A 19,571-nucleotide genomic window follows, 5' to 3' on the forward strand; every position below is an offset into this window, starting at 1 on the left:
GAGATCAGCCTCGATTTTTTTTGTTAAAAACCTTCGATAATAAAAAACCAATGCCCCCGCCGAATGTATTCAATAGTAAATCATCTACATCAAACGCCCCCACACGGAATATCAGCTGAGCGATTTCGACTGAAAAAGAAAAGGCAATAGTACACCCTACCATACGGATAAAAAATCCTAACCTAGGAATGAAAAACGGTAAAAGGAAACCAAATGGAACAAATGCCAGGACATTCCCTACAAATTGATCCGTAATTGATAGTCCATCGAAATTAGAAAAATAGCCTAGTATTGTTTGAAAAGGCCTAATATTATAGGTAAGCAGTCCCTCTACAGATTGTCTATATGAAGAGAAAAATAATAAATAAAAGAGTACACACACATATAATAGAAAGCAAATTAGTAAAAAGAACCGCTTATAGCTTTTCATGTTAACCTCCTTAATAAAAAGTATCAAAAATCTAGCAAACTTGCTATGAGATTCCAAAATATACTTTGTTTAAAGCGTTATCCTCGAACCATGTCGAGAAAAAACCATATGACAAATATCCTTTTTTAGCCAACTTCTGTTGACCGATTGATATATGGGTCTCATAATAAAACTGATCGAATATTTAGTACAAGATAATAGGAGGAGGTTCTTTTTATCGAATAATAATGTTAACGCTTACAAAAAGGAGGGTTAGAACCATTGACGATTTTATTGATTATGTTATTAATAACGGGATTTAGCCTAGTAATGGGCTTACGCAAACGAAAACCTCAATTTTTACTAATACCTATCTTATCACTACTACTCTACTTCATTGTACAAATAGCACTTGTCCCAGCACCATTTTTTGAAACGGTTAAATTTATTTTTAGCTTATCTTAACGGGCAGCAATCCGTAACCGAAGAATGTCTTTACTTTACCTTATTTTTCAGGAAATCACTCGGAGGTGGCTTAATGAAGAAAATTGATAAGAAAGTGGCAGATGCATACTTTAAAGAGCGCACACGAAATATTGTCATTTATTTAATTATTGGGTTTCTATCCTCTTTTGGTGTTGTTTTATTTGCTGAGTTTTTTAGTAAATTTAGTATTAATGGCTTTCCTTTTCATTATTTTATGGGAGCACAAGGTGCTGTCGTTGTTTTTATTCTATTATTATTTGTTAATGCAAAAGTCAGTGATTCAATTGATCGGAAATACGGAATTGATGAAAGCAAAAATGAGCAGTTAAGTGCTGGTAAAACGTTAGATCATTAAAGGTGGACAAGGAGTTTATATAGAGCAACAATGGGTTGATATAATTACTTACTGATGAGTCAAAGAATACATGTGACAATAAGGGGGATCTTGATTGGACACACAATTTATCGTTTCTTTAACGATCATTCTGTTAACATTTGCTTTATATATTGGTATTGCAATTTATAATACTGCTAAAGAAACTTCAGATTTTTATGTAGCAGGGCGTGGTGTGCCACCTATTTTTAATGGAATGGCGATTGGTGCTGACTGGATGAGTGCAGCATCCTTTATCGGTATGGCTGGAACGATTATGTTGCTAGGGTTTGATGGACTTGCTTATATTATGGGCTGGACTGGTGGATATTTACTCCTTACCTTTCTATTAGCGCCTCAGCTAAGGAAATATGGTCGCTACACTGTACCTGAATTTATTGGGGATCGCTATAATAGCCATGCAGCACGTGTCATTGCAGCGATTTGTACAATTATCATTAGTTTCACCTATTCAATTGGGCAATTATCTGGATCAGGAGTTGTTATCGGGCGTCTTTTTGAAATTGATGCAAAAATTGGCACGATGATTGGCGTTGTTTTAATCGCATTTTACGCGGCCTTCGGTGGAATGAAGGGGATTACCTGGACACAGGTTGCTCAGTACTTAATTTTAATCATTGCATATCTAATTCCTGTTATTTTTATGTCACTTCAAATTACGAGCAACCCAGCCCCTTGGCTATCCTACGGTAAAATTGTAGAAGAAATGGGTGAACTAGATCGACAGCTAGGTATCTCAGAATATTTTGCTCCCTTTACAAATGGTACGAAGTGGCAGTTCCTAGCGCTAATGTTTACATTAATGGCAGGAACAGCAGGACTCCCTCATGTTATTGTCCGTTTTTATACCGTTTCAACGATGAAAGCTGCAAGATGGTCTGGTGCATGGGCACTTCTCTTCATCGGACTATTATATTTATCAGCACCTGCCTATGCTGCGTTTTCTCGCTTTATTTTAATGACAAATGTAGCGGGGAAAAAGCTTTCCGAATTACCCGCATGGACCGAATCTTGGGTCAATACAGGCAAACTACAAATTGCTGATGGAAATGGCGATGGTATCCTCCAATGGAGTGAGCTGATCATCTCAAATGATATTGTCGTTATGGCAACACCTGAGATTGCAAACCTCGGTATGTTCGTAATTGGCTTAGTTGCTGCCGGAGCAATGGCTGCAGCCCTATCAACAGCAGGTGGCTTAATGATTGCCATTTCGTCTTCCTTTGCCCATGACATTTACTATCGTGTCATGAAGCCAAATGCAAGCGAAAAAAATCGTTTAGCTGTCGCTCGTTGGTCGATTGTTATAGCGACTTTGTTCGCGGGATTAATCGCTCTAAATCCACCAGGTGCAATTACACAGATCGTTGCATGGGCCTTTGCCTTAGCATCAGGCACGTTCTTCCCAGCTCTTCTCATTGGTGTATGGTGGAAGCGATCAAACACTCAAGGCGTCATCTCCGGAATGCTAGTTGGTTTAGCGGTAACACTCATTTACATCTTTGCCTCAAAATATGGTGGATTCACGATCGCCGGGATTATTGACACAGGTGCAGGTGTGTTTGGTGCAACCGCAGCAATCTTAACCAATATTATCGTCTCACTTGCTACAAAAGCTCCTTCAATTGAAATACAGGAAGAAGTTCTGAATTTACGTTATCCTGAGCAAATGACGTATAAGGATGGAGAAGTGTGGATGGATAAATAGCAATGATAAACAAACCACAAAGTTGTTTTAATGCTTTGTGGTTTGTTTTTATTTGAAATAGAAATGGGTAAGATGGCCGTGAACTTTACTAATTCAATAGATTCATTTTTCTTTACAAATTGTTATATTGGTTTGTTTCACTGGACGAATATGGTATTTGTATTATGAATATAAAAACAAACTACATACCATGAGGGGTAAATAGCATGTCATGTATTATCATTGTAACCCCAGCAGAACTTGAAACGTCGTGATGTATTTATTAAAAATGACCCTACATTGTCTAAAACTTAAATGGCGGAGAGGATAGTTCAGTTGAAAAAAATGTTAGCCAAAGAATATGAGATCGATTATGAGTAACACATTGAGTAAACAGCCTATAAAGTTTCTTTATGAGTTTTCAAAACAAAGACAGTATTCTTCTAATCAAAAACAAATTGAAAAGGTATGTCTCAGAAGCCCCACCATCCATCGACAAATTTCTCGGGAAATAATCCAACGTAAGGAGTTAAATAAAAACTCAAAAACTATCCCGCAAAAAATAATTCCTATTTATTTACCCTCCAAAAACCAATAAAATCACACCAAAATGTAATGAAATTCAAAAAAAATCAAATAAACCCTTGTCCCTCTTGACTTTTCTTGCATAATCTCTGACCCAAGCTAATAAAATGTTACAAACCTATCAAAGAGAGTGTTTGAGGTGAGGGATCGTGAGTGTACATTCTAATCGCAGTAAAAGAGGCAACATACATTCATCTAAGAGAAAGTCAGCCACAGTGTCTTGGTATGCGAGTCTCATTTCACACTTCTCACATCCATATTAGGGAGGTCGAGTGGTGTGCACGATTACATCAAAGAACGCACAATCAAGATTGGGAAGTATATCGTGGAGACAAAGAAAACAGTTCGCGTGATTGCGAAGGAATTTGGAGTTTCCAAAAGTACCGTCCATAAAGATTTAACGGAAAGGCTACCTGAAATAAATCCTGATCTTGCGAATGAGGTAAAGGAAATTCTTGATTACCATAAATCAATAAGACATCTTCGAGGTGGTGAAGCAACTAAGCTTAAGTACAAAAAGGACGAGATTTTAGAAGAACAGCCAGTAAAATAAAAATTTCTATCTAATTCTCTATAAATCGACAAATTCCTACATAAACTAGTTAATTTATTTTACAAAATCATACTATTTTAATGATTTTATGATACAATACTTAATTAGGTTAGTAATTAGAGGAATGAAGATTTGCAAGGAGGATATAGATAGAATGTTTGCGAGGGATATTGGTATAGATCTTGGTACAGCAAATGTATTGATACATGTTAAAGGTAAAGGCATTGTGCTAAATGAGCCATCGGTTGTTGCGTTAGACAAGAATTCAGGGAAGGTTCTTGCTGTTGGTGAAGAAGCGAGACGTATGGTAGGACGTACTCCTGGGAATATTGTTGCAATTCGTCCTTTAAAAGATGGTGTAATTGCAGATTTTGAAGTAACAGAAGCGATGTTAAAACACTTTATTAATAAGCTAAATGTAAAAGGATTACTTTCAAAACCGCGCATGCTGATTTGTTGCCCAACGAATATTACATCAGTTGAACAAAAGGCAATTAGAGAAGCAGCTGAAAAGAGCGGTGGAAAAAATGTTTATCTTGAGGAAGAACCAAAAGTAGCAGCAATTGGTGCTGGTATGGACATCTTCCAACCATATGGAAATATGGTAGTTGATATTGGCGGTGGAACTACAGATGTCGCTGTTTTATCAATGGGCGATATTGTCACCGCCTCTTCAATTAAAATGGCAGGGGACAAGTTTGACCTCGAAATTTTAAATTACATTAAACGTGAGTACAAGCTATTAATTGGTGAACGTACGGCTGAAGACATTAAAGTAAATGTTGCAACAGTATTCCCAGGCGGACGTAATGAAGAAATAAGCATACGTGGCCGTGATATGGTAACAGGTCTACCTCGAACAATTACAGTGAATTCCAAAGAAGTTCATGAGGCACTTCGCGAATCAGTTGCTGTTATTGTACAAGCAGCTAAAAGCGTCCTAGAGCGTACTCCACCAGAGCTTTCTGCAGACATCATTGATCGAGGTGTTATTTTAACTGGTGGTGGAGCCCTATTAAATGGTTTAGACCAGCTACTAGCTGAAGAGCTAAAGGTACCAGTTCTAGTTGCTGAAGCACCAATGGATTGTGTTGCAATTGGTACAGGAATTATGCTAGATAATATGGATCGTCTTCCGCGCAAAAAACTTGTTTAATAAAAAGTACGATGAAGAGTCTGATTTTCAGACTCTTTTGTTATAGAAAAAAGAAAAATGATTCCTTCGTCCTAAAACTCTGTATAATTCCCCCAAAAATATAGCATACATTTCCTAAAAAAATGTAATGAGAAAACAGTCGTTCTCCTTTATAATTAATTATAGGGAATTCTGTCGAAAGAATTCAGATTGTGCGGAATTTTAAAACTGAGGTGGATGTTAAACATGTTAAGAGGTTTATATACAGCAACTGCTGGCATGCTCACACAGCAAAAGCGTACGGAGATGCTTTCTAATAATATGGCAAACTCTAACACACCTGGCTACAAAGCAGATCAATCTTCAATTCGTGCATTTCCAGAGATGCTTTTAAAAAGAATGGACAATAATTCTGTTCCAGCAACAGTCGGGACATTAAATACAGGGGTTTATTTACAAGAACTCAACAGTCAAAACATTCAAGGTGAGCTACGTGAAACTGGGTTAAAGAGTGATGTAGCCCTTATCGAACAAAATGTACCATTTAACGAAGATACAAATGTAAAAGGTACACTGCTTTTTGCAGTAGAAAATCAAGCAGGTGAAGAGCGCTACACGAAAAATGGACATTTCACACTTGATGAAAATGGAACATTACTTTCTGATGGTAACCAGGTTTTATCAACAACTGGTCAGACGATATCGATTCAATCAAGCAACTATCAAATAACGGCTGATGGCGATATATTTGATGTTAATGGCGAGTTCGTAGCACAAATTGATGTACGCTTTGAAGATGATGTACGTAACTTAGTAAAAGAAGGCAATGGATTATTTCGAACAGTTGATGAACAGGCATTACCTACAGCGATCAACAATGGGGCAATAACATACAGCTTAAAGCAAAATCACTTAGAAAATTCTACGGTTGATGTTGGACGAACCTATACAGATATGATGACAGCTTATCGTTCGTTCGAAGCAAATCAAAAGGTACTACAAGCATATGATAAAAGTATGGATAAGGCCGTGAACGAAATTGGCCGCTTAAGATAATAGGGGGAACATATTATGTTACGCTCAATGATTACAGCGACTAATACAATGGGCCAGCTACAAAAGCAGCTTGATACCATTGGCCACAATTTAGCTAATATCGATACCCAAAGCTATAAACGAACTGAAACATCATTTTCTGAACTCGTTCGTCAGCAATATAATAATCAAACAAAAGAGACAGAAGAAACAAACACTAATGGCGAATTAGGGATTAGTCAGGGAACAGGTGCAAAGCTCGGGAGCAGTCTTGTCTTTACCCAAGGAAGTCTGAAACAAACCGGGAGAGCATTAGATATAGCGCTAACTGTACCAAATCAGTTCTTTCAAATCGAAGTTAATGGAGAAATTCAGTATACTAGAGATGGTGCACTTTACCTATCACCTACAACAGATGGTACGAATCGTTTAATGCTAGCAACAGCTGAAGGAAATCAAGTACTTGATGAAAATCAAAACCCAATTATGTTTGAAGATAATTTTAAGGAACTCGTGATTTCAAAGGATGGGACAATTACAGCGGTTCCGAGAAATGATGAGGAACTTCCACAGATTTTCGGCATAGGTGTTGTACAATTTGATCGCCCGCAAATGCTTGTTCAAAATGGGAATAATCGCTATAGCTTAAAGGACTTAGGCAATAATCAACTAGGTGATGTGCTTACCTTTTTAGATGGAGAACTTCGAAACGAAGTATCAATGCAGCAAGGTGCACTTGAAATGTCAAATGTAGACTTATCAAAGGAAATGACCGATTTAATGATCTCACAACGTTCCTATCAGATGAATGCAAAATCCATCACAATGGGTGACCAAATGTTGGGATTAATAAATGGTGTAAGATAGGAGTTTAGACTATTGGTTGCAAAAGACGTGGCAAAAGTAGCTAGCCGAGAAGAAGTAAAAAAAGCAAAAAAAGCCAAGAAGGAACAAAACACAAACGAACAAAATGATAAAAATCGAATCCGTATCCGTATCAGATTAATACCGATATGGGTGAGGGTTTTGCTCGTGCTAATTTTCATGGTGCTTAGTACCCTTGTTGGACTAATTGTAGGCTATGGTATTATTGGCAGCGGTAATCCTGCAGATGCACTTGAAGAGTCAACATGGCAGCATATTATTGATTTGGTTGAAAAAGAATAAACAGAAGATTATACTTTGCATATAGGGAAGGTGAATACCTTCCTTTTGTCGTATACATAAAAGAAACCTAGGTTAGCTCTGAGGCTGACAGGGTATTTCCCAAAAAATAGTTAAGGAGTACATACAATGTTAGATATCCAACAAATTAAAGAAATCATCCCACACCGTTACCCGTTTTTATTAGTTGATCGAGTTTTAGAGGTTGAAGAAGGAAAACATGCGGTAGGTATTAAAAATGTAACAGCAAACGAAGAATTTTTTAATGGTCATTTCCCAGATTATCCGGTTATGCCTGGAGTATTAATTGTTGAAGCACTTGCACAAGTAGGTGCAGTAGCAATGCTTAAAAAAGAGGAAAACCGCGGTAGATTAGCATTTTTTACAGGTATCGACAATTGCCGCTTCAAAAAACAAGTTAAGCCAGGTGACCAATTACGTCTTGAAGTCGAAATCATCCGCTCAAGAGGAGCACTTGGAAAAGGAAAAGCAACAGCTACAGTTGATGGCGAAATCGTATGTGAAGCGGAAATCATGTTTGCACTTGGTGAGAAAAAAGAAGAAGAATAAGCAAAGAGACAAATTGACCACAACTAGGTCGTTTGTCTCTTTTTTAATTCAAGAGGTTTCATAGAAAGGCAGCATGTCTATATAGATAATATCGTTACCCTGTAAAGAATGAAATTATTTAATCTGGGAAACATAAAAAAGTACCTGCCCAAAAAAATAATAGTGAAAGGAGCAATTATAATGACTAAAAAATGGCTTATGGCCTTATCAGGTCCACTTCTTGCAGCAATCATCGTAACTGGTTGTGCTGATGACCAAGACCCTGCACCACCAGAAGATACGAACGAACAACTACCTGACGAGAACGGTGAATCTCCAGTAGACGAAAATCTGGATGAAAACATGGACCCACAAGGTACCGGAGAAGATAATGGAAACGGTGAACTAATGGAAGAAGAAGGCACTGAGGAAGGTAATACAGAAGAAGGAACTACAGAAGAAGGTAACACTGAAGGCGAGAATGCAAAAGAATAAATATCTGGTGAAAGGGCTAACTCTCTCTTGGTTGGCCCTTTTTTGTGGATTGAACCTGGGAATAATTCGATCATTAATAGAGAAAGGTGAAGCGATTTGGTTCAATCCACACGGTCATGAGAGGTTGAAAATAGGTATTGTTCAATAAAATGCGTAAATGGTTCAATGCCAGAGAAAGATGGTTCAATAAATCAAAAAGATGGTTCAATTAAGTAAAAAAGTGGTTCAATCCGCATCAATCAATCATAAGCAGGAAAAACATGCTAGATATAATCAAAATAAAGCAATTTGCACCCTCACCACCCATCAAACATCAAAAAAATGTAAAACAACCCCAATCTATAACCCCAATAAGTTTACCAAATTAAATAAATTTCAACTTTTTCAATAAAACACTCATAAGTATGATTCTGCTATGAATATGATGGTGGTAGAGTACTTAAAAACTCATAAATAGCTATAGTATGAAAAATAGTGGTCTAAAGTGGCTAGGTAAACTTACCACAAGTGTACTGATAACCACTTTTCCACATAAAAAAGAGGTGTGATAAAGGTGAAAGATATGAATGATCCTCATGTGCAACAAGCAGCATTCACCCCAATGAAAGCCTATAGACCGTTTCACAGTCGGTTTGATCCTTGTCGACCAATCGGATTGAAGTTTTATTCAACACCGCCACAACTATATATGGGGTTTCAGCCACCAAACCTTCAGCAGTTTCCACCTAAGGTTGCGTTGAGAAAGGGGACTCTTTGGCCGGCATTGTATGATCCATATGAGAATCCTTATGAGGGAAAAAGGGGGGAGTAAGTGTGCAGCAATTACCTGATGAATATTACCAGCTACTTGAAGAGATTCAAGCAGTAGATTTTGCCCTTGTTGAGCTTACACTTTATCTTGATACACATCCACATGATATTCAAGCACTTCAGCAATTCAATCAGTTCGCTTTACAAAGTAAGCAGCTTAAGCAATCGTTTGAGGCGAAGTTCGGGATGCTTCAGCAATTTGGTGGTAGTTTTGCAGATGCAAATTGGAGCTGGGGAACTGCTCCATGGCCATGGCAAGTGTAAGGAAAGACAAATCAAGGATCGGCGATGTTCCGATCCTTTTCATAAGAAGGGAGTAGATGAACATGTGGGTATACGAAAAAAAGCTCCAATACCCTGTAAAGGTGAGTACGTGTAATCCAACTCTTGCAAAGTATTTAATTGAGCAATATGGTGGTGCAGATGGTGAATTAGCAGCAGCGTTACGTTATTTAAACCAACGATATACAATTCCAAGTAAAGTTATCGGCTTATTAAATGATATTGGCACAGAGGAATTCGCTCATTTAGAAATGATCGCAACGATGGTCTACAAGCTAACAAAGGATGCAACACCAGAGCAATTAAAAGCAGCAGGTCTCGCTTCTCACTATGTTAACCATGACTCTGCTTTGTTTTATCACAATGCTGATGGTGTACCATTTACGGCAACCTATATTCAAGCAAAAGGAGATCCAATTGCTGACCTATATGAGGATATTGCGGCAGAAGAAAAGGCGAGAGCTACATATCAATGGATTATCGATATCTCAGATGACACTGATCTAAATGATAGCCTTGCCTTTTTAAGAGAACGTGAAATTATTCACTCCCAACGATTTAGAGAAGCTGTGGAAATATTAAAAGATGAACGTGATAAGAAAAAGATATTTTAATGGAAAAACTCGGAGCGAAGGCAGCGTTCCGAGTTTTTTTATAGAGAAAAAAGGCTGCACAACAAATCATTGTGCAGCCTATAAGAAGAAGTTATAACCTAGTCGTTTCCTTACGCTGATGAACATTTCCTGAAAAAGCCTCAATTAAACTATCCCCTGATAAACCTTGTCCCATCAAGGAACGAAGTAACACCTCTGGATCATGAATAGGTTTTGATGTCAGTAATCGACCATCTAATAAAATTGATAAGTGTTGATCAAGTGGTGTTAATGTTCTAACCTTTGCAACGATTTGAGCGGGTGCATTGCTTTTTTTAGAAATTGTAACAAAAGCCCTTATTTTAGTCTGGGCGTCAAACAATTTTTCAAAAAAAGGTTGTAGATCCTTAGAAATTAATGCTTCAATTAACCAAGAGTTTTCGCCATCTTCCCTGTTAAGGACTAATCCATCCTCGAGCGGAATCTCTTTGATTGTTTTCTCTTTCAAAGCCTCTTCTTCAATTTTTAAGCCTACAAGCTTGAACGTCTTCATTATTATCACCCTCGTCAGCTCATTTTTCTTTATTATACCATATGAAGGATGATACAAAACTTCAATGAAAAATGGTTCGAGATTGTGCTAGTTACTCTAACCTTTTCGTCGACTTTTCAATTACGGTAATAAGTATATCTTCAATTAACTTCCTCTCCCTTGGTTTTGCATATAAAAGTTGCTGCAAACCTGTGGACATTTTTGGCTGTTTAATTAAGTAATCGATAATTTGTGAAAACGAATGTTCATTACCGTAGTCACCATAAACCTCGTAAAGTAAATCATCTGTTACTTGGTCTCTGCCAATAAGATGATCAATGCTAACAGAGAATGTCTTACTTAAAAGAAGTAAGTAAGATAAAGCAGGCTCTTGTTCTCCTGTTTCAAGGCGTGTTATTACGGGACGAGATACATTGATTTTGTCCGCTAACTGCTCTTGTGACCACCCCTTGCGTTCACGATAAAATTTCATATTCATCTTGAATTTCTTCAGCTCTTTCATAAATCAATCCACCCTCTCTTATTTCTAATGTTTTGATTGTGAACCTATTTAGAATCGTTCAAAAATCGAACGAAAATAGATATTTAGACCTATTTAGAGAATAATGGAAAAATATGAAGAAAGAACGAGATGAATGTTAAATTTCTCTTAAAATTCGTCAAATTTCACTTCATATCACTCTTGGGTAAATTTAGAAATTTTTAACAATGACATATACTTACAATGTAAATTAATCGAAAAGAGGTCATAGAATGGTTGAATTTAAACTAAAGAGTCTTTATTTAAAACAGAAAAAAACCGATTCTTTACAAGTAAAGGAGACAACTACACAAGATTTGGTCATTTTAAGAATAGGAGATTATAACCAAAATAAATCAAAATATCATCATTTCCATGTCCCTTTACATGGAATCGTTGAGATCCAATATGAAACACTAGATCACAATAACCTATTACGCATTGTCTTCCAATTAAACCAGAGAAATCTATCAATTCAATACTATACTTGGAATGAGACAGATCAACACTACATAGAAGCACCTCTTGAAAACGAGATTATCCATTCTCTTTCCTTTCAAGCAATTCTACAAAGTATAAGCTTCTCTAATGATAATCATTTATCTTACATTGTGAATTCTCTTCAGCCATTAAATGATATACAAAATTAACGAAAAAGGTTGAAAATTGCTGAAACAATTAAACAATTCTTAATAAAATTCAAAAACTGCTTAGGAGAAAGATCTTTTCGTCAATTAGTTGGCATCCAAAACAAATTTTCACTTGTTTTTCCAATCATTTAAAATCTACTACAATACATTTGTACATGAAATGAAAGGAGGAACGAAGTGATCAACCAAGTCATATTAGTAGGCAGACTAACGAAAGACCCGGAAATTCGCTATACAGCAGACGGAGCTCCAGTTGCAAACATCACCCTTGCTGTAAGTCGACAATTTCGCAATGCTGCTGGAGAAATTGATACAGATTTCGTGAATTGCTCTGTTTGGAGACGATCAGCAGAAAATACAGCAAATTATTGTCGAAAAGGTTCAATTGTAGGCGTAACAGGAAGAATTCAGACGAGAAGCTATGAAAATGCAGAACGAACTCGAGTTTATGTTACTGAAGTTGTTGCTGATTCCGTTCGCTTTATGAGTGGAAAACCACGTGAACTAGTTGAACAAGAAAGTTAAAATTCATCTTTTTCTGCATAAGAAAAAATCAATGGTATCCCCTTAACTCCTCAAATCTAAAGGCTGGTTGCTCATATCAACCAGAGTAATCAGCCGATTTTTTATGGATGAGACATGATTTTTTTCCTCTATTTTCTTCTTAGCTGCCATTTCAGCGGACTTATCAAAGATTATGAACAATTTATCTTCGATTTACCGAATTTATCTTCGAAAACAGACCATTTATCTTCGATTATTCACATTTATCGACTATTAGACAAATTTCGAGTTTTTTCTACATATTCATTATATTAAAAATGAAAGAATTAAGAATAGGTACATAACTCTGATCGTCTATTACAATTATAAGTTTCAAGACTATGAGAAAATTAACAATTTCACTTCGATGAAAATATTTATAAAAAAGACTTGAAATTTTGAATTCGTTTTCATATTATATTACTAAAGGTAGTAACTTTTATTTAAAGGTCACTACGTTACAATGAAAAAGAAAACATAACGATAAATTTAAAGGAGATGTATTATTTATGAAATATTTTTTAGATAGTGCAATTATTAGTGAAATTCGTTACGCCTATGAAAATTGGGCAATTGATGGGTTAACAACAAATCCTAAGCACATTATGAATAGTGGGAAACCATTCTTAACGGTTGTAGATGAATTAGCTAGTGAATTTAGAGGTGTTGAAAACTTCCCAGTTTCTGTTGAAATCAATCCTCATCTAAATGATGCAAAAGAGATGGTGACTGAAGGGAAAAAAATTGCATCTCTTTCATCAAATTTTGTCATTAAAATTCCATGTACAGAATCAGGCTTAATTGCTGCTAAGGAATTGAAAAAGGAAGGAATTCCAACAAATGTTACTTTAGTATTTTCACCGGCTCAAGCGATTCAAACAGCTAGAATTGGAGCTACTTTTGTTTCTCCTTTTGTTGGTTGGAAAGAGAATCATGGAGAAGATACAGGACAATATATCCAAGATATTGCAAGCATTTATAAAACATATGGCTATGAAACTGAGATTATCGTTGCTGCATTAAGAAATGGGAAACAAATTGTTGATGCTGCTAAAGCAGGAGCAGATATTGTAACATGTGGATTCGATGTGTATAAAAATAGTTTCGATCATGCATATACCGATTATGGTTTAAATATTTTCCGTAATGCATGGGACAATACAGCAAAAGAAGAATCGGTTTTAAAATAAAAACTAGTAAGGGGCCCTGTAAGAATGAGGGCCCTTTATAAAAAAGGAGAAATCATCCTTGTCAAACTATGAACTAGTAAAAAAGAAAAATCCTCATTTAAACTTTTATCATATAAAGGATAGTCAGTTCAGAGATTATGGAAAAATTCTAGAAAACTATGAATTTGAGGAATTGAAGGTACAGATGGAAAAAACAGAGATTCCTCAAGATGGCAACATTTATGAAGCATCAGATTCCCAATTAGAGGAAAAAAGATTAATGGAAATAATTGAAACTAGTATTTACGGGAATATGCCTATTCAAATTGGCTATTGTAATGGTAGAAATTCGACATTAAATGGTCTAGAATATCATAAGGGAAGCGAGATTAATATCGCTATTACAGACTTAGTCCTATTATTAGGTAGAGTACAAGATATCGAAAATAACAGTTATAATGCTAGTGATGTATCCGCTTTCTATATTCCGGAGGGCACTGTGATCGAATTGTATGGAACAACACTTCATTTTGCACCTTGTAAGGTGACAGACATTGGGTTTAAGGCAGTTGTCATTTTACCTAAAGGAACGAATCAACCTTTGGTAGGGGAATCTCAAAAAATCACCTCTGAAGATCAACTGTTGTTTATGAAAAATAAGTGGTTAATTGCTCATCCTGAACGTAAGGTTCTTATCGATAAAGGGGCATATCCCGGTATTAAAGGTGAAAATATAGAAGTTTACTATTAATAGGCAAGGGGGTTTATTAAATGGCTGATCAAAATGTATTATTTACATTACTTTCATGTTTATTTTTTATGGTAGTAATGGGAATATGGACATATAAGAAGACTAAAGGTTCAAATTCAACAACAGAAGGTTACTTTTTAGCAGGACGTGGTTTATCAGGTGGCTTTATTGCAGGGGCACTTATTTTAACGAACTTATCTGCTGAACAAATGATTGGTTTAAATGGACAATCCTATGGTGCTAATATGACCAATATGGCTTGGGAAGTTACGGCAATTTTTGCGATTGTAATTATGACATTAATCTTATTACCACGCTACTTGGGAGGCGCGTTTACAACTTTGCCTCAATTTTTGAGAGATCGTTACGATGAAGGTGTTAGAAGATTAGCTGTACTATTATTTATGCTAGGTTATGTCCTAGTTACCATTCCTTCAACATTATATTCTGGTGCTTTAGCTGTAATGAAATTGTTTGATGTGCCCGAATTGTTTGGTATTTCATACACACAATCTATTTGGTTAATGGTTTGGACAATTGGTATTATTGGTGCAGTGTTTGCGATATTCGGAGGAATGAAAGCGATTGCTGTATCTGATACTTTTATTGGAGTTGGTTTATTAGTTGTTTGTACGCTTATTCCAGCAATCGCCTTATTCCAATTAGGCGATGGAAGCGTAGTTGAAGGGTTTAAAACAATTTCAACAAATAGCCCTGAGAAATTGAATGCTGTTGGCTCAAGTACAGATTCAGTACCATTTGCTACGATCTTTACAGGAATGATTTGGGCTAACCTGTTTTATTGGGGTACGAACCAGTATGCTATTCAGCGGACACTTGGAGCTGCTAATCTAGCAGAAGGACAAAAAGGTGTTTTGTATACGGGATTTTTTAAATTATTAGTTCCAATCTTTATGATGATCCCTGGAATTATTGCTTTCCATTTATATGGTGGAGATTTAAATCCTGTCGATCTTGCATTTCCGACTTTAGTAGCAAATATATTACCATGGTATTTGCAAGGCTTTTTCTTAGTCGTACTTCTGGGCGCGGTATTTAGTACATTTAATGCACTGATTAATTCAGCTGCAACAATGTTTGCTTTAGATGTTGTACAGCCATTAAAACCATCCATTTCTGACGAAAAACTACTAAGTTTAAGTAAATGGTTTGGTGCTATATTAGCGATCATAAGTTTCTGTGTGTCACCATTATTAATGTATGCACCAGATGGTTTATGGGAATTAATTCGTCGTTTTACCGGATTCTTTAATATTCCAGTTATTGCTGTTGTATTAATTGGAATCTTTGCTAAGAGAGTTCCGCCGATAGCTGCAAAAGTAGCAATTGTCTTCCATGTCATTGTGTATTACATGCTTGTATGGGGAACGAATCATTTATTTGGATTCAAAGTAGAAATTAACTTTATTCATATTTATGCAATTCTGTTTTTCACAGAAGTAGCGATGATGTTGATTATTGGTAAAATTGCGCCTAGAAAAGAAGCGTGGAATTTTACTCCAAAGCCAAAGGTAGATATGCAACCTTGGAAATATGCTCTATGTGTTTCAATCATTTTAATTGGGTTAATGTTTAGTTTCTATATTGTTTTCTCACCAATTGGTTTAGCTTATAGTGAAGCAATAGTATCTCCTTATTTCTGGCCAGCTCTGCTTTCATTGGCTGCGGTGACAGCAATATTCGCTTATATTTCTGTGAAGAAATGGAATAAAAAATATAGTAACTATGTGAAAAAACAAATTACACCGGTTGAGGTTGATAAATCAAAATTTTCAGCATGATGGACTAGGAGGATAAAAATGCAAAATACGCTAAAGGAATCAAAATTAGTTTTAAATAAGATCGAATCAGGATTCGAGGTAATTCTTAATCATGTTCTCCTGTTTCGTCATACAAAGGATTACCCTGTTATATTTGTTGGTCGCGGTGAGGAAAAAATTGATATGTACCGAGGGAATTTCGATATTAAGGATTATGTAATCGAACGTATCCCACTTAAATATGCTGAAATAAAGGAATATAACAATGAATATGAAATTGACTTTTCAAGTTTTGATGGCGGAGAAGTATTATTAAATCTCTCTATTAAAATTGAAAATGGTCGTTTGAAAATGGAATATATCAATAAGGATTCAAGTATTAATCGCTTTTGGTTAAGAATTGCAGCAAATCCAGATGAAAAAATTTACGGATGTGGTGAACAGCTATCCTATTTTAATCTACGTGGAAAAAACTTTCCATTGTGGACTTCTGAACCTGGTGTAGGGAGAAATAAAAATACGTATGTTACCTGGCAGGCTGATGTGAAGGACAAAGCAGGTGGAGATTATTACAATACAAATTTCCCGCAGCCAACATATGTATCAAGTCAAAAATATTACTGTCATACTGAAACAACCGCATATGCAGACTTTGATTTCCGTCATCCAGAATTCCATGAATTGCAAGTATGGGAAGTACCTAAATCTTTGGTATTTGAAACAGCAGAAACGTATATTGAGCTTGTTGAAAAAATTTCAAATTTGTTTGGTAGACAGCCAGAATTACCGGAATGGGTATATAATGGTGTCATTTTAGGGATTCAGGGCGGAACTGAGGTTGTAGAGCAGAAGTTAGAAAAAGCTCTTGCTGCAGGCATGAAGGTTTCTGGAGTATGGTGTCAAGATTGGCAAGGGAAACGAATCACTTCATTTGGTAAGCGCTTAATGTGGAACTGGCAATGGAACGAGAATGAGTATCCTGAATTAGATAAAAAGATTCCACTATGGAAAGAAAATGGGATTCGCTTTTTAAGTTATATCAACCCTTATGTAGCAATCGAAGGCAATTTGTATAAAGTAGCTGAAAAAGAGGGCTATTTGGCACTAAATGACAAAGGTGAAATCTATTTAGTCGATTTTGGCGAGTTTTATTGTGGTGTCGTTGATTTTACAAATGAAGAGGCTTGTGAATGGTATAAACAAGTGATTAAGGAGAACATGATTGACTTTGGTATAGATGGTTGGATGGCGGATTTTGGAGAATACTTGCCAACGGACGTTGTTCTAAAGAATGGTGTAGATGCACGTATTATGCATAATGCATGGCCAACTCTGTGGGCGAAAATAAATTACGAGGCTGTATCTGAAGCTAAGAAACTAGGCGAAGTGGTTTACTTCATGCGTGCTGGATATACAGGAGTACAGAAATATTGTACGATGCTTTGGGGTGGTGACCAAAGCGTTGATTGGTCACTTGATGATGGTTTAGCATCTGTTATTCCTGCAGCACTTTCTTCAGGTATGATAGGCTGCGGCTTGCATCACAGTGATATCGGAGGTTACACAAGCTTACATGGAAATAAACGATCAAAAGAATTGTTAATGAGATGGTCGGAAATGGGAGCCTTTACACCGATGATGAGAACACATGAAGGAAATCGTCCTGACGATTGTTTCCAGTACGATGATGACCAGGAGTCATTAGACCATTTAGCAAGAATGACGAATATCTTTGTTACTCTTGCTCCTTATACAAAGTCATTAGTAAAAATGAATTCAGAAAGAGGCATTCCAGTCCAACGTCCACTGTTTATGCATTATGAAAATGACGAAATAGCATATGACCTTAAATATCAATATTTATATGGTGAGGATGTATTAGTAGCACCTGTACATCAAGAAAACCAGAGTGAGTGGGAGGTTTACTTGCCAGAAGATACATGGGTACATCTATGGAGCGGGCGAGAATACCAAGGAGGATATGTAACTGTTGAAGCACCAATAGGTTATCCACCTGTATTTTATCGGAAAGAGTCTAAATGGAAAGAGTTATTCTTAAAATTATCTGACATCTAATCGAGATAACATTTTAGAAGGTTGTTGAAGTTTTCAACAGCCTTTTTTTAAATTCAGCATAGAGAAAGATCAGTTTGGTTTTAAGCTTGAATCATGGAAAGATAGTAATGTATGTTATAATAGTTATGATGAAAGTTAAGAAATAGTAGCTGGATAAAAAAGACTATGAGTAGAAACATCAATATAAATTGTTGTTAATTAAGAAAGTTAGAAGATTGTAAAAGAAAGCGAAGGGAGAAATAAAATTGGCAAGTATGGTTGATCCTCATAAGAATATTTCCTTATATCTTCAAGTAAAAGATATTCTTGTTAAACGAATTCAAGAAAAGGTATGGGCTCCTAATACGTTAATTCCTACCGAACAAGAATTAATGGAAGAATTTAATGTAAGTCGTACAACTTTACGTCAGGCTATTTCTATCCTCGTGCAAGATGGACTATTAGAGAAAAGGCAAGGAAAAGGGACGATTGTAAAGTCACAACTACTTACGGGGAATGGAAGACTAAAGGGCTTTGCTGAAGAGGCAACTGATAAAGGGTTGACTCCTAATTCTAAGCTACTGCGAGTCGAATTTAAAAATGATTTATATCATGAAAAATCCATGCTAAATATTCCAGAAGATGAGGAGGTCTTAGTAATTGAGCGTATTCGATTTGCTGACCATGTACCAATTGCGATTGAACGTACATGCTGGCCTGCTCATATTGGAAAGCTATTTAAAGATCAGGACTTAGATAGCGCAAAGTTTTATGAAATCCTGGAAAATAACGACATCATTTTGAAACGTGCACAAGAAAAGATCTCCGCTATTAATGCAACATTATTTGAGGCGGATTTATTAGGAATACGTGGTGGAGAAGCCATGTTAGAAAGAGAAAGATTAAGTTTTGGACTGGATGATAAACCAATTGAATTTTCTACAATGAAGTTTCGTAGTGATAAGTACCATTATAATATTGAACTTACTAGATAAATAAGAATACACCTATTATTCTAACGATTGGACAGTGATTTAGATCATTGTCCTTTTCTAATTGATATAGTTGTATATGACGTTTCGTCTAGGTCTACAAGGTACACGATTAATAAAATACATATATTGATCTAGGTGATGATGAAGAGTTTTTAAGAAAATTGAAGAAAACACTTGAAATATTGTAGACGGTTTCATATTATAGTATTAAAGATACCTACTTTATCATTAAAGGTAACTACGTTTTATGCTTGAAGTGTATGTTTAAACAAGCTTGTCTGATTTAGAACTTCAACTTGCATTTTTTAAAAAAGCTAGAATGATAATGAATTTGCAATTATGTATTTTTTTACACCTAAAGGTAACTATGTTTATAT

The 19,571-nt window shown here is 36.0% G+C and carries 23 protein-coding genes; 20 read left to right on the top strand and 3 right to left on the bottom strand.

Annotation, left to right across the window (positions count from 1 at the left end; genetic code table 11):
- Positions 1-4 precede the first annotated feature (4 nt).
- Complete coding sequence (locus WCV66_RS04915) at positions 5-430, bottom strand: VanZ family protein (protein WP_338788084.1); 426 nt, start codon at positions 428-430, stop codon at positions 5-7.
- A gap of 261 nt (positions 431-691) precedes the next feature.
- Between WCV66_RS04915 and WCV66_RS04920 the strand changes: the two genes are divergently transcribed.
- The 13 genes from WCV66_RS04920 to cotJC all read left to right on the top strand — a co-directional run bounded on the left by WCV66_RS04920 (position 692) and on the right by cotJC (position 10,198).
- Positions 692-874, top strand: coding sequence for a hypothetical protein (locus tag WCV66_RS04920; protein ID WP_157094311.1), 183 nt, complete (start codon positions 692-694; stop codon positions 872-874).
- 73 nt (positions 875-947) lie between these two features.
- On the top strand, positions 948-1,250 hold the full coding sequence (locus WCV66_RS04925; RefSeq protein WP_066328661.1) for a DUF4212 domain-containing protein: 303 nt from the start codon (positions 948-950) through the stop codon (positions 1,248-1,250).
- A 94-nt stretch (positions 1,251-1,344) separates the two neighbouring features.
- Positions 1,345-2,997 carry a sodium:solute symporter family protein gene (locus WCV66_RS04930; protein WP_338788085.1) on the top strand — a complete coding sequence of 551 codons (1,653 nt, stop codon included), beginning with the start codon at positions 1,345-1,347 and terminating at the stop codon, positions 2,995-2,997.
- A gap of 841 nt (positions 2,998-3,838) precedes the next feature.
- Complete coding sequence (gene spoIIID / locus WCV66_RS04935; RefSeq protein WP_046588600.1) at positions 3,839-4,114, top strand: sporulation transcriptional regulator SpoIIID; 276 nt, start codon at positions 3,839-3,841, stop codon at positions 4,112-4,114.
- 154 nt (positions 4,115-4,268) lie between these two features.
- A complete protein-coding gene (locus WCV66_RS04940; protein WP_066328673.1) occupies positions 4,269-5,270 on the top strand; it encodes a rod shape-determining protein in 1,002 nt (333 codons plus the stop codon).
- A gap of 225 nt (positions 5,271-5,495) precedes the next feature.
- A complete protein-coding gene (locus WCV66_RS04945) occupies positions 5,496-6,305 on the top strand; it encodes a flagellar hook-basal body protein (protein WP_338788087.1) in 810 nt (269 codons plus the stop codon).
- A gap of 15 nt (positions 6,306-6,320) precedes the next feature.
- Complete coding sequence (locus tag WCV66_RS04950; RefSeq protein WP_338788089.1) at positions 6,321-7,151, top strand: flagellar hook-basal body protein; 831 nt, start codon at positions 6,321-6,323, stop codon at positions 7,149-7,151.
- Between the two features lie 12 nt (positions 7,152-7,163).
- Positions 7,164-7,451, top strand: a complete 288-nt coding sequence (locus WCV66_RS04955) for a DNA-directed RNA polymerase subunit beta (RefSeq protein ID WP_338788090.1) — start codon at positions 7,164-7,166, stop codon at positions 7,449-7,451.
- Positions 7,452-7,577: 126 nt separating this feature from the next.
- Positions 7,578-8,018: a 3-hydroxyacyl-ACP dehydratase FabZ gene (gene fabZ / locus WCV66_RS04960; protein WP_066328692.1), complete on the top strand. Its 441-nt coding sequence runs from the start codon at positions 7,578-7,580 to the stop codon at positions 8,016-8,018.
- 180 nt (positions 8,019-8,198) lie between these two features.
- Positions 8,199-8,492 (top strand): hypothetical protein, encoded by a 294-nt coding sequence (locus WCV66_RS04965; protein ID WP_338788091.1) that lies wholly within the window; start codon positions 8,199-8,201, stop codon positions 8,490-8,492.
- A gap of 562 nt (positions 8,493-9,054) precedes the next feature.
- Positions 9,055-9,303: a spore coat associated protein CotJA gene (locus tag WCV66_RS04970; RefSeq protein ID WP_338789399.1), complete on the top strand. Its 249-nt coding sequence runs from the start codon at positions 9,055-9,057 to the stop codon at positions 9,301-9,303.
- A gap of 2 nt (positions 9,304-9,305) precedes the next feature.
- On the top strand, positions 9,306-9,566 hold the full coding sequence (locus WCV66_RS04975; protein ID WP_338788092.1) for a spore coat protein CotJB: 261 nt from the start codon (positions 9,306-9,308) through the stop codon (positions 9,564-9,566).
- Positions 9,567-9,628: 62 nt separating this feature from the next.
- Complete coding sequence (cotJC, locus tag WCV66_RS04980) at positions 9,629-10,198, top strand: spore coat protein CotJC (protein ID WP_066328704.1); 570 nt, start codon at positions 9,629-9,631, stop codon at positions 10,196-10,198.
- Positions 10,199-10,289: 91 nt separating this feature from the next.
- Here the strand turns inward: cotJC and WCV66_RS04985 are convergent, their stop codons facing one another.
- Together WCV66_RS04985 and WCV66_RS04990 are read right to left on the bottom strand one after the other, a co-directional pair.
- Positions 10,290-10,730, bottom strand: a complete 441-nt coding sequence (locus tag WCV66_RS04985) for a YwpF family protein (RefSeq protein ID WP_338788093.1) — start codon at positions 10,728-10,730, stop codon at positions 10,290-10,292.
- Between the two features lie 91 nt (positions 10,731-10,821).
- Positions 10,822-11,232: a helix-turn-helix transcriptional regulator gene (locus WCV66_RS04990; protein ID WP_066328722.1), complete on the bottom strand. Its 411-nt coding sequence runs from the start codon at positions 11,230-11,232 to the stop codon at positions 10,822-10,824.
- A gap of 251 nt (positions 11,233-11,483) precedes the next feature.
- Between WCV66_RS04990 and WCV66_RS04995 the strand changes: the two genes are divergently transcribed.
- From WCV66_RS04995 to WCV66_RS05025, 7 genes are all read left to right on the top strand, one after another.
- The gene (locus tag WCV66_RS04995) at positions 11,484-11,900 is read left to right on the top strand and encodes a hypothetical protein (RefSeq protein ID WP_338788094.1); all 417 of its coding nucleotides are present in this window, start codon (positions 11,484-11,486) and stop codon (positions 11,898-11,900) included.
- A gap of 177 nt (positions 11,901-12,077) precedes the next feature.
- Positions 12,078-12,425, top strand: coding sequence for a single-stranded DNA-binding protein (locus tag WCV66_RS05000; RefSeq protein WP_338788095.1), 348 nt, complete (start codon positions 12,078-12,080; stop codon positions 12,423-12,425).
- Between the two features lie 527 nt (positions 12,426-12,952).
- On the top strand, positions 12,953-13,633 hold the full coding sequence (locus tag WCV66_RS05005) for a transaldolase family protein (protein ID WP_066328730.1): 681 nt from the start codon (positions 12,953-12,955) through the stop codon (positions 13,631-13,633).
- Between the two features lie 58 nt (positions 13,634-13,691).
- On the top strand, positions 13,692-14,363 hold the full coding sequence (locus WCV66_RS05010) for a DUF4867 family protein (protein ID WP_338788096.1): 672 nt from the start codon (positions 13,692-13,694) through the stop codon (positions 14,361-14,363).
- Between the two features lie 20 nt (positions 14,364-14,383).
- Complete coding sequence (locus WCV66_RS05015; protein ID WP_338788097.1) at positions 14,384-16,165, top strand: solute:sodium symporter family transporter; 1,782 nt, start codon at positions 14,384-14,386, stop codon at positions 16,163-16,165.
- 18 nt (positions 16,166-16,183) lie between these two features.
- Complete coding sequence (locus WCV66_RS05020; RefSeq protein ID WP_338788098.1) at positions 16,184-18,220, top strand: alpha-glucosidase; 2,037 nt, start codon at positions 16,184-16,186, stop codon at positions 18,218-18,220.
- A gap of 254 nt (positions 18,221-18,474) precedes the next feature.
- Positions 18,475-19,194, top strand: coding sequence for a GntR family transcriptional regulator (locus WCV66_RS05025; RefSeq protein WP_066328940.1), 720 nt, complete (start codon positions 18,475-18,477; stop codon positions 19,192-19,194).
- Positions 19,195-19,571 lie beyond the last annotated feature (377 nt).

It is taken from the genome of Metabacillus rhizosphaerae, from assembly GCF_037201795.1.
Classification (GTDB): Bacteria; Bacillota; Bacilli; order Bacillales; family Bacillaceae; genus Metabacillus; species Metabacillus rhizosphaerae.

Coding starts and splice junctions, on each gene's coding strand:
- WCV66_RS05020 (WP_338788098.1), top strand. CDS start 16,184: ATGCAAAATACGCTAAAGGAATCAAAATTAGTTTTAAATAAGATCGAA.
- WCV66_RS04945 (WP_338788087.1), top strand. CDS start 5,496: ATGTTAAGAGGTTTATATACAGCAACTGCTGGCATGCTCACACAGCAA.
- WCV66_RS04995 (WP_338788094.1), top strand. CDS start 11,484: ATGGTTGAATTTAAACTAAAGAGTCTTTATTTAAAACAGAAAAAAACC.
- WCV66_RS04985 (WP_338788093.1), bottom strand. CDS start 10,730: ATGAAGACGTTCAAGCTTGTAGGCTTAAAAATTGAAGAAGAGGCTTTG.
- WCV66_RS04965 (WP_338788091.1), top strand. CDS start 8,199: ATGACTAAAAAATGGCTTATGGCCTTATCAGGTCCACTTCTTGCAGCA.
- WCV66_RS04915 (WP_338788084.1), bottom strand. CDS start 430: ATGAAAAGCTATAAGCGGTTCTTTTTACTAATTTGCTTTCTATTATAT.
- fabZ (WP_066328692.1), top strand. CDS start 7,578: ATGTTAGATATCCAACAAATTAAAGAAATCATCCCACACCGTTACCCG.
- WCV66_RS05005 (WP_066328730.1), top strand. CDS start 12,953: ATGAAATATTTTTTAGATAGTGCAATTATTAGTGAAATTCGTTACGCC.
- WCV66_RS04940 (WP_066328673.1), top strand. CDS start 4,269: ATGTTTGCGAGGGATATTGGTATAGATCTTGGTACAGCAAATGTATTG.
- WCV66_RS05015 (WP_338788097.1), top strand. CDS start 14,384: ATGGCTGATCAAAATGTATTATTTACATTACTTTCATGTTTATTTTTT.
- WCV66_RS04970 (WP_338789399.1), top strand. CDS start 9,055: ATGAATGATCCTCATGTGCAACAAGCAGCATTCACCCCAATGAAAGCC.
- WCV66_RS04950 (WP_338788089.1), top strand. CDS start 6,321: ATGTTACGCTCAATGATTACAGCGACTAATACAATGGGCCAGCTACAA.
- WCV66_RS05025 (WP_066328940.1), top strand. CDS start 18,475: ATGGTTGATCCTCATAAGAATATTTCCTTATATCTTCAAGTAAAAGAT.
- WCV66_RS04925 (WP_066328661.1), top strand. CDS start 948: ATGAAGAAAATTGATAAGAAAGTGGCAGATGCATACTTTAAAGAGCGC.
- cotJC (WP_066328704.1), top strand. CDS start 9,629: ATGTGGGTATACGAAAAAAAGCTCCAATACCCTGTAAAGGTGAGTACG.
- WCV66_RS04990 (WP_066328722.1), bottom strand. CDS start 11,232: ATGAAAGAGCTGAAGAAATTCAAGATGAATATGAAATTTTATCGTGAA.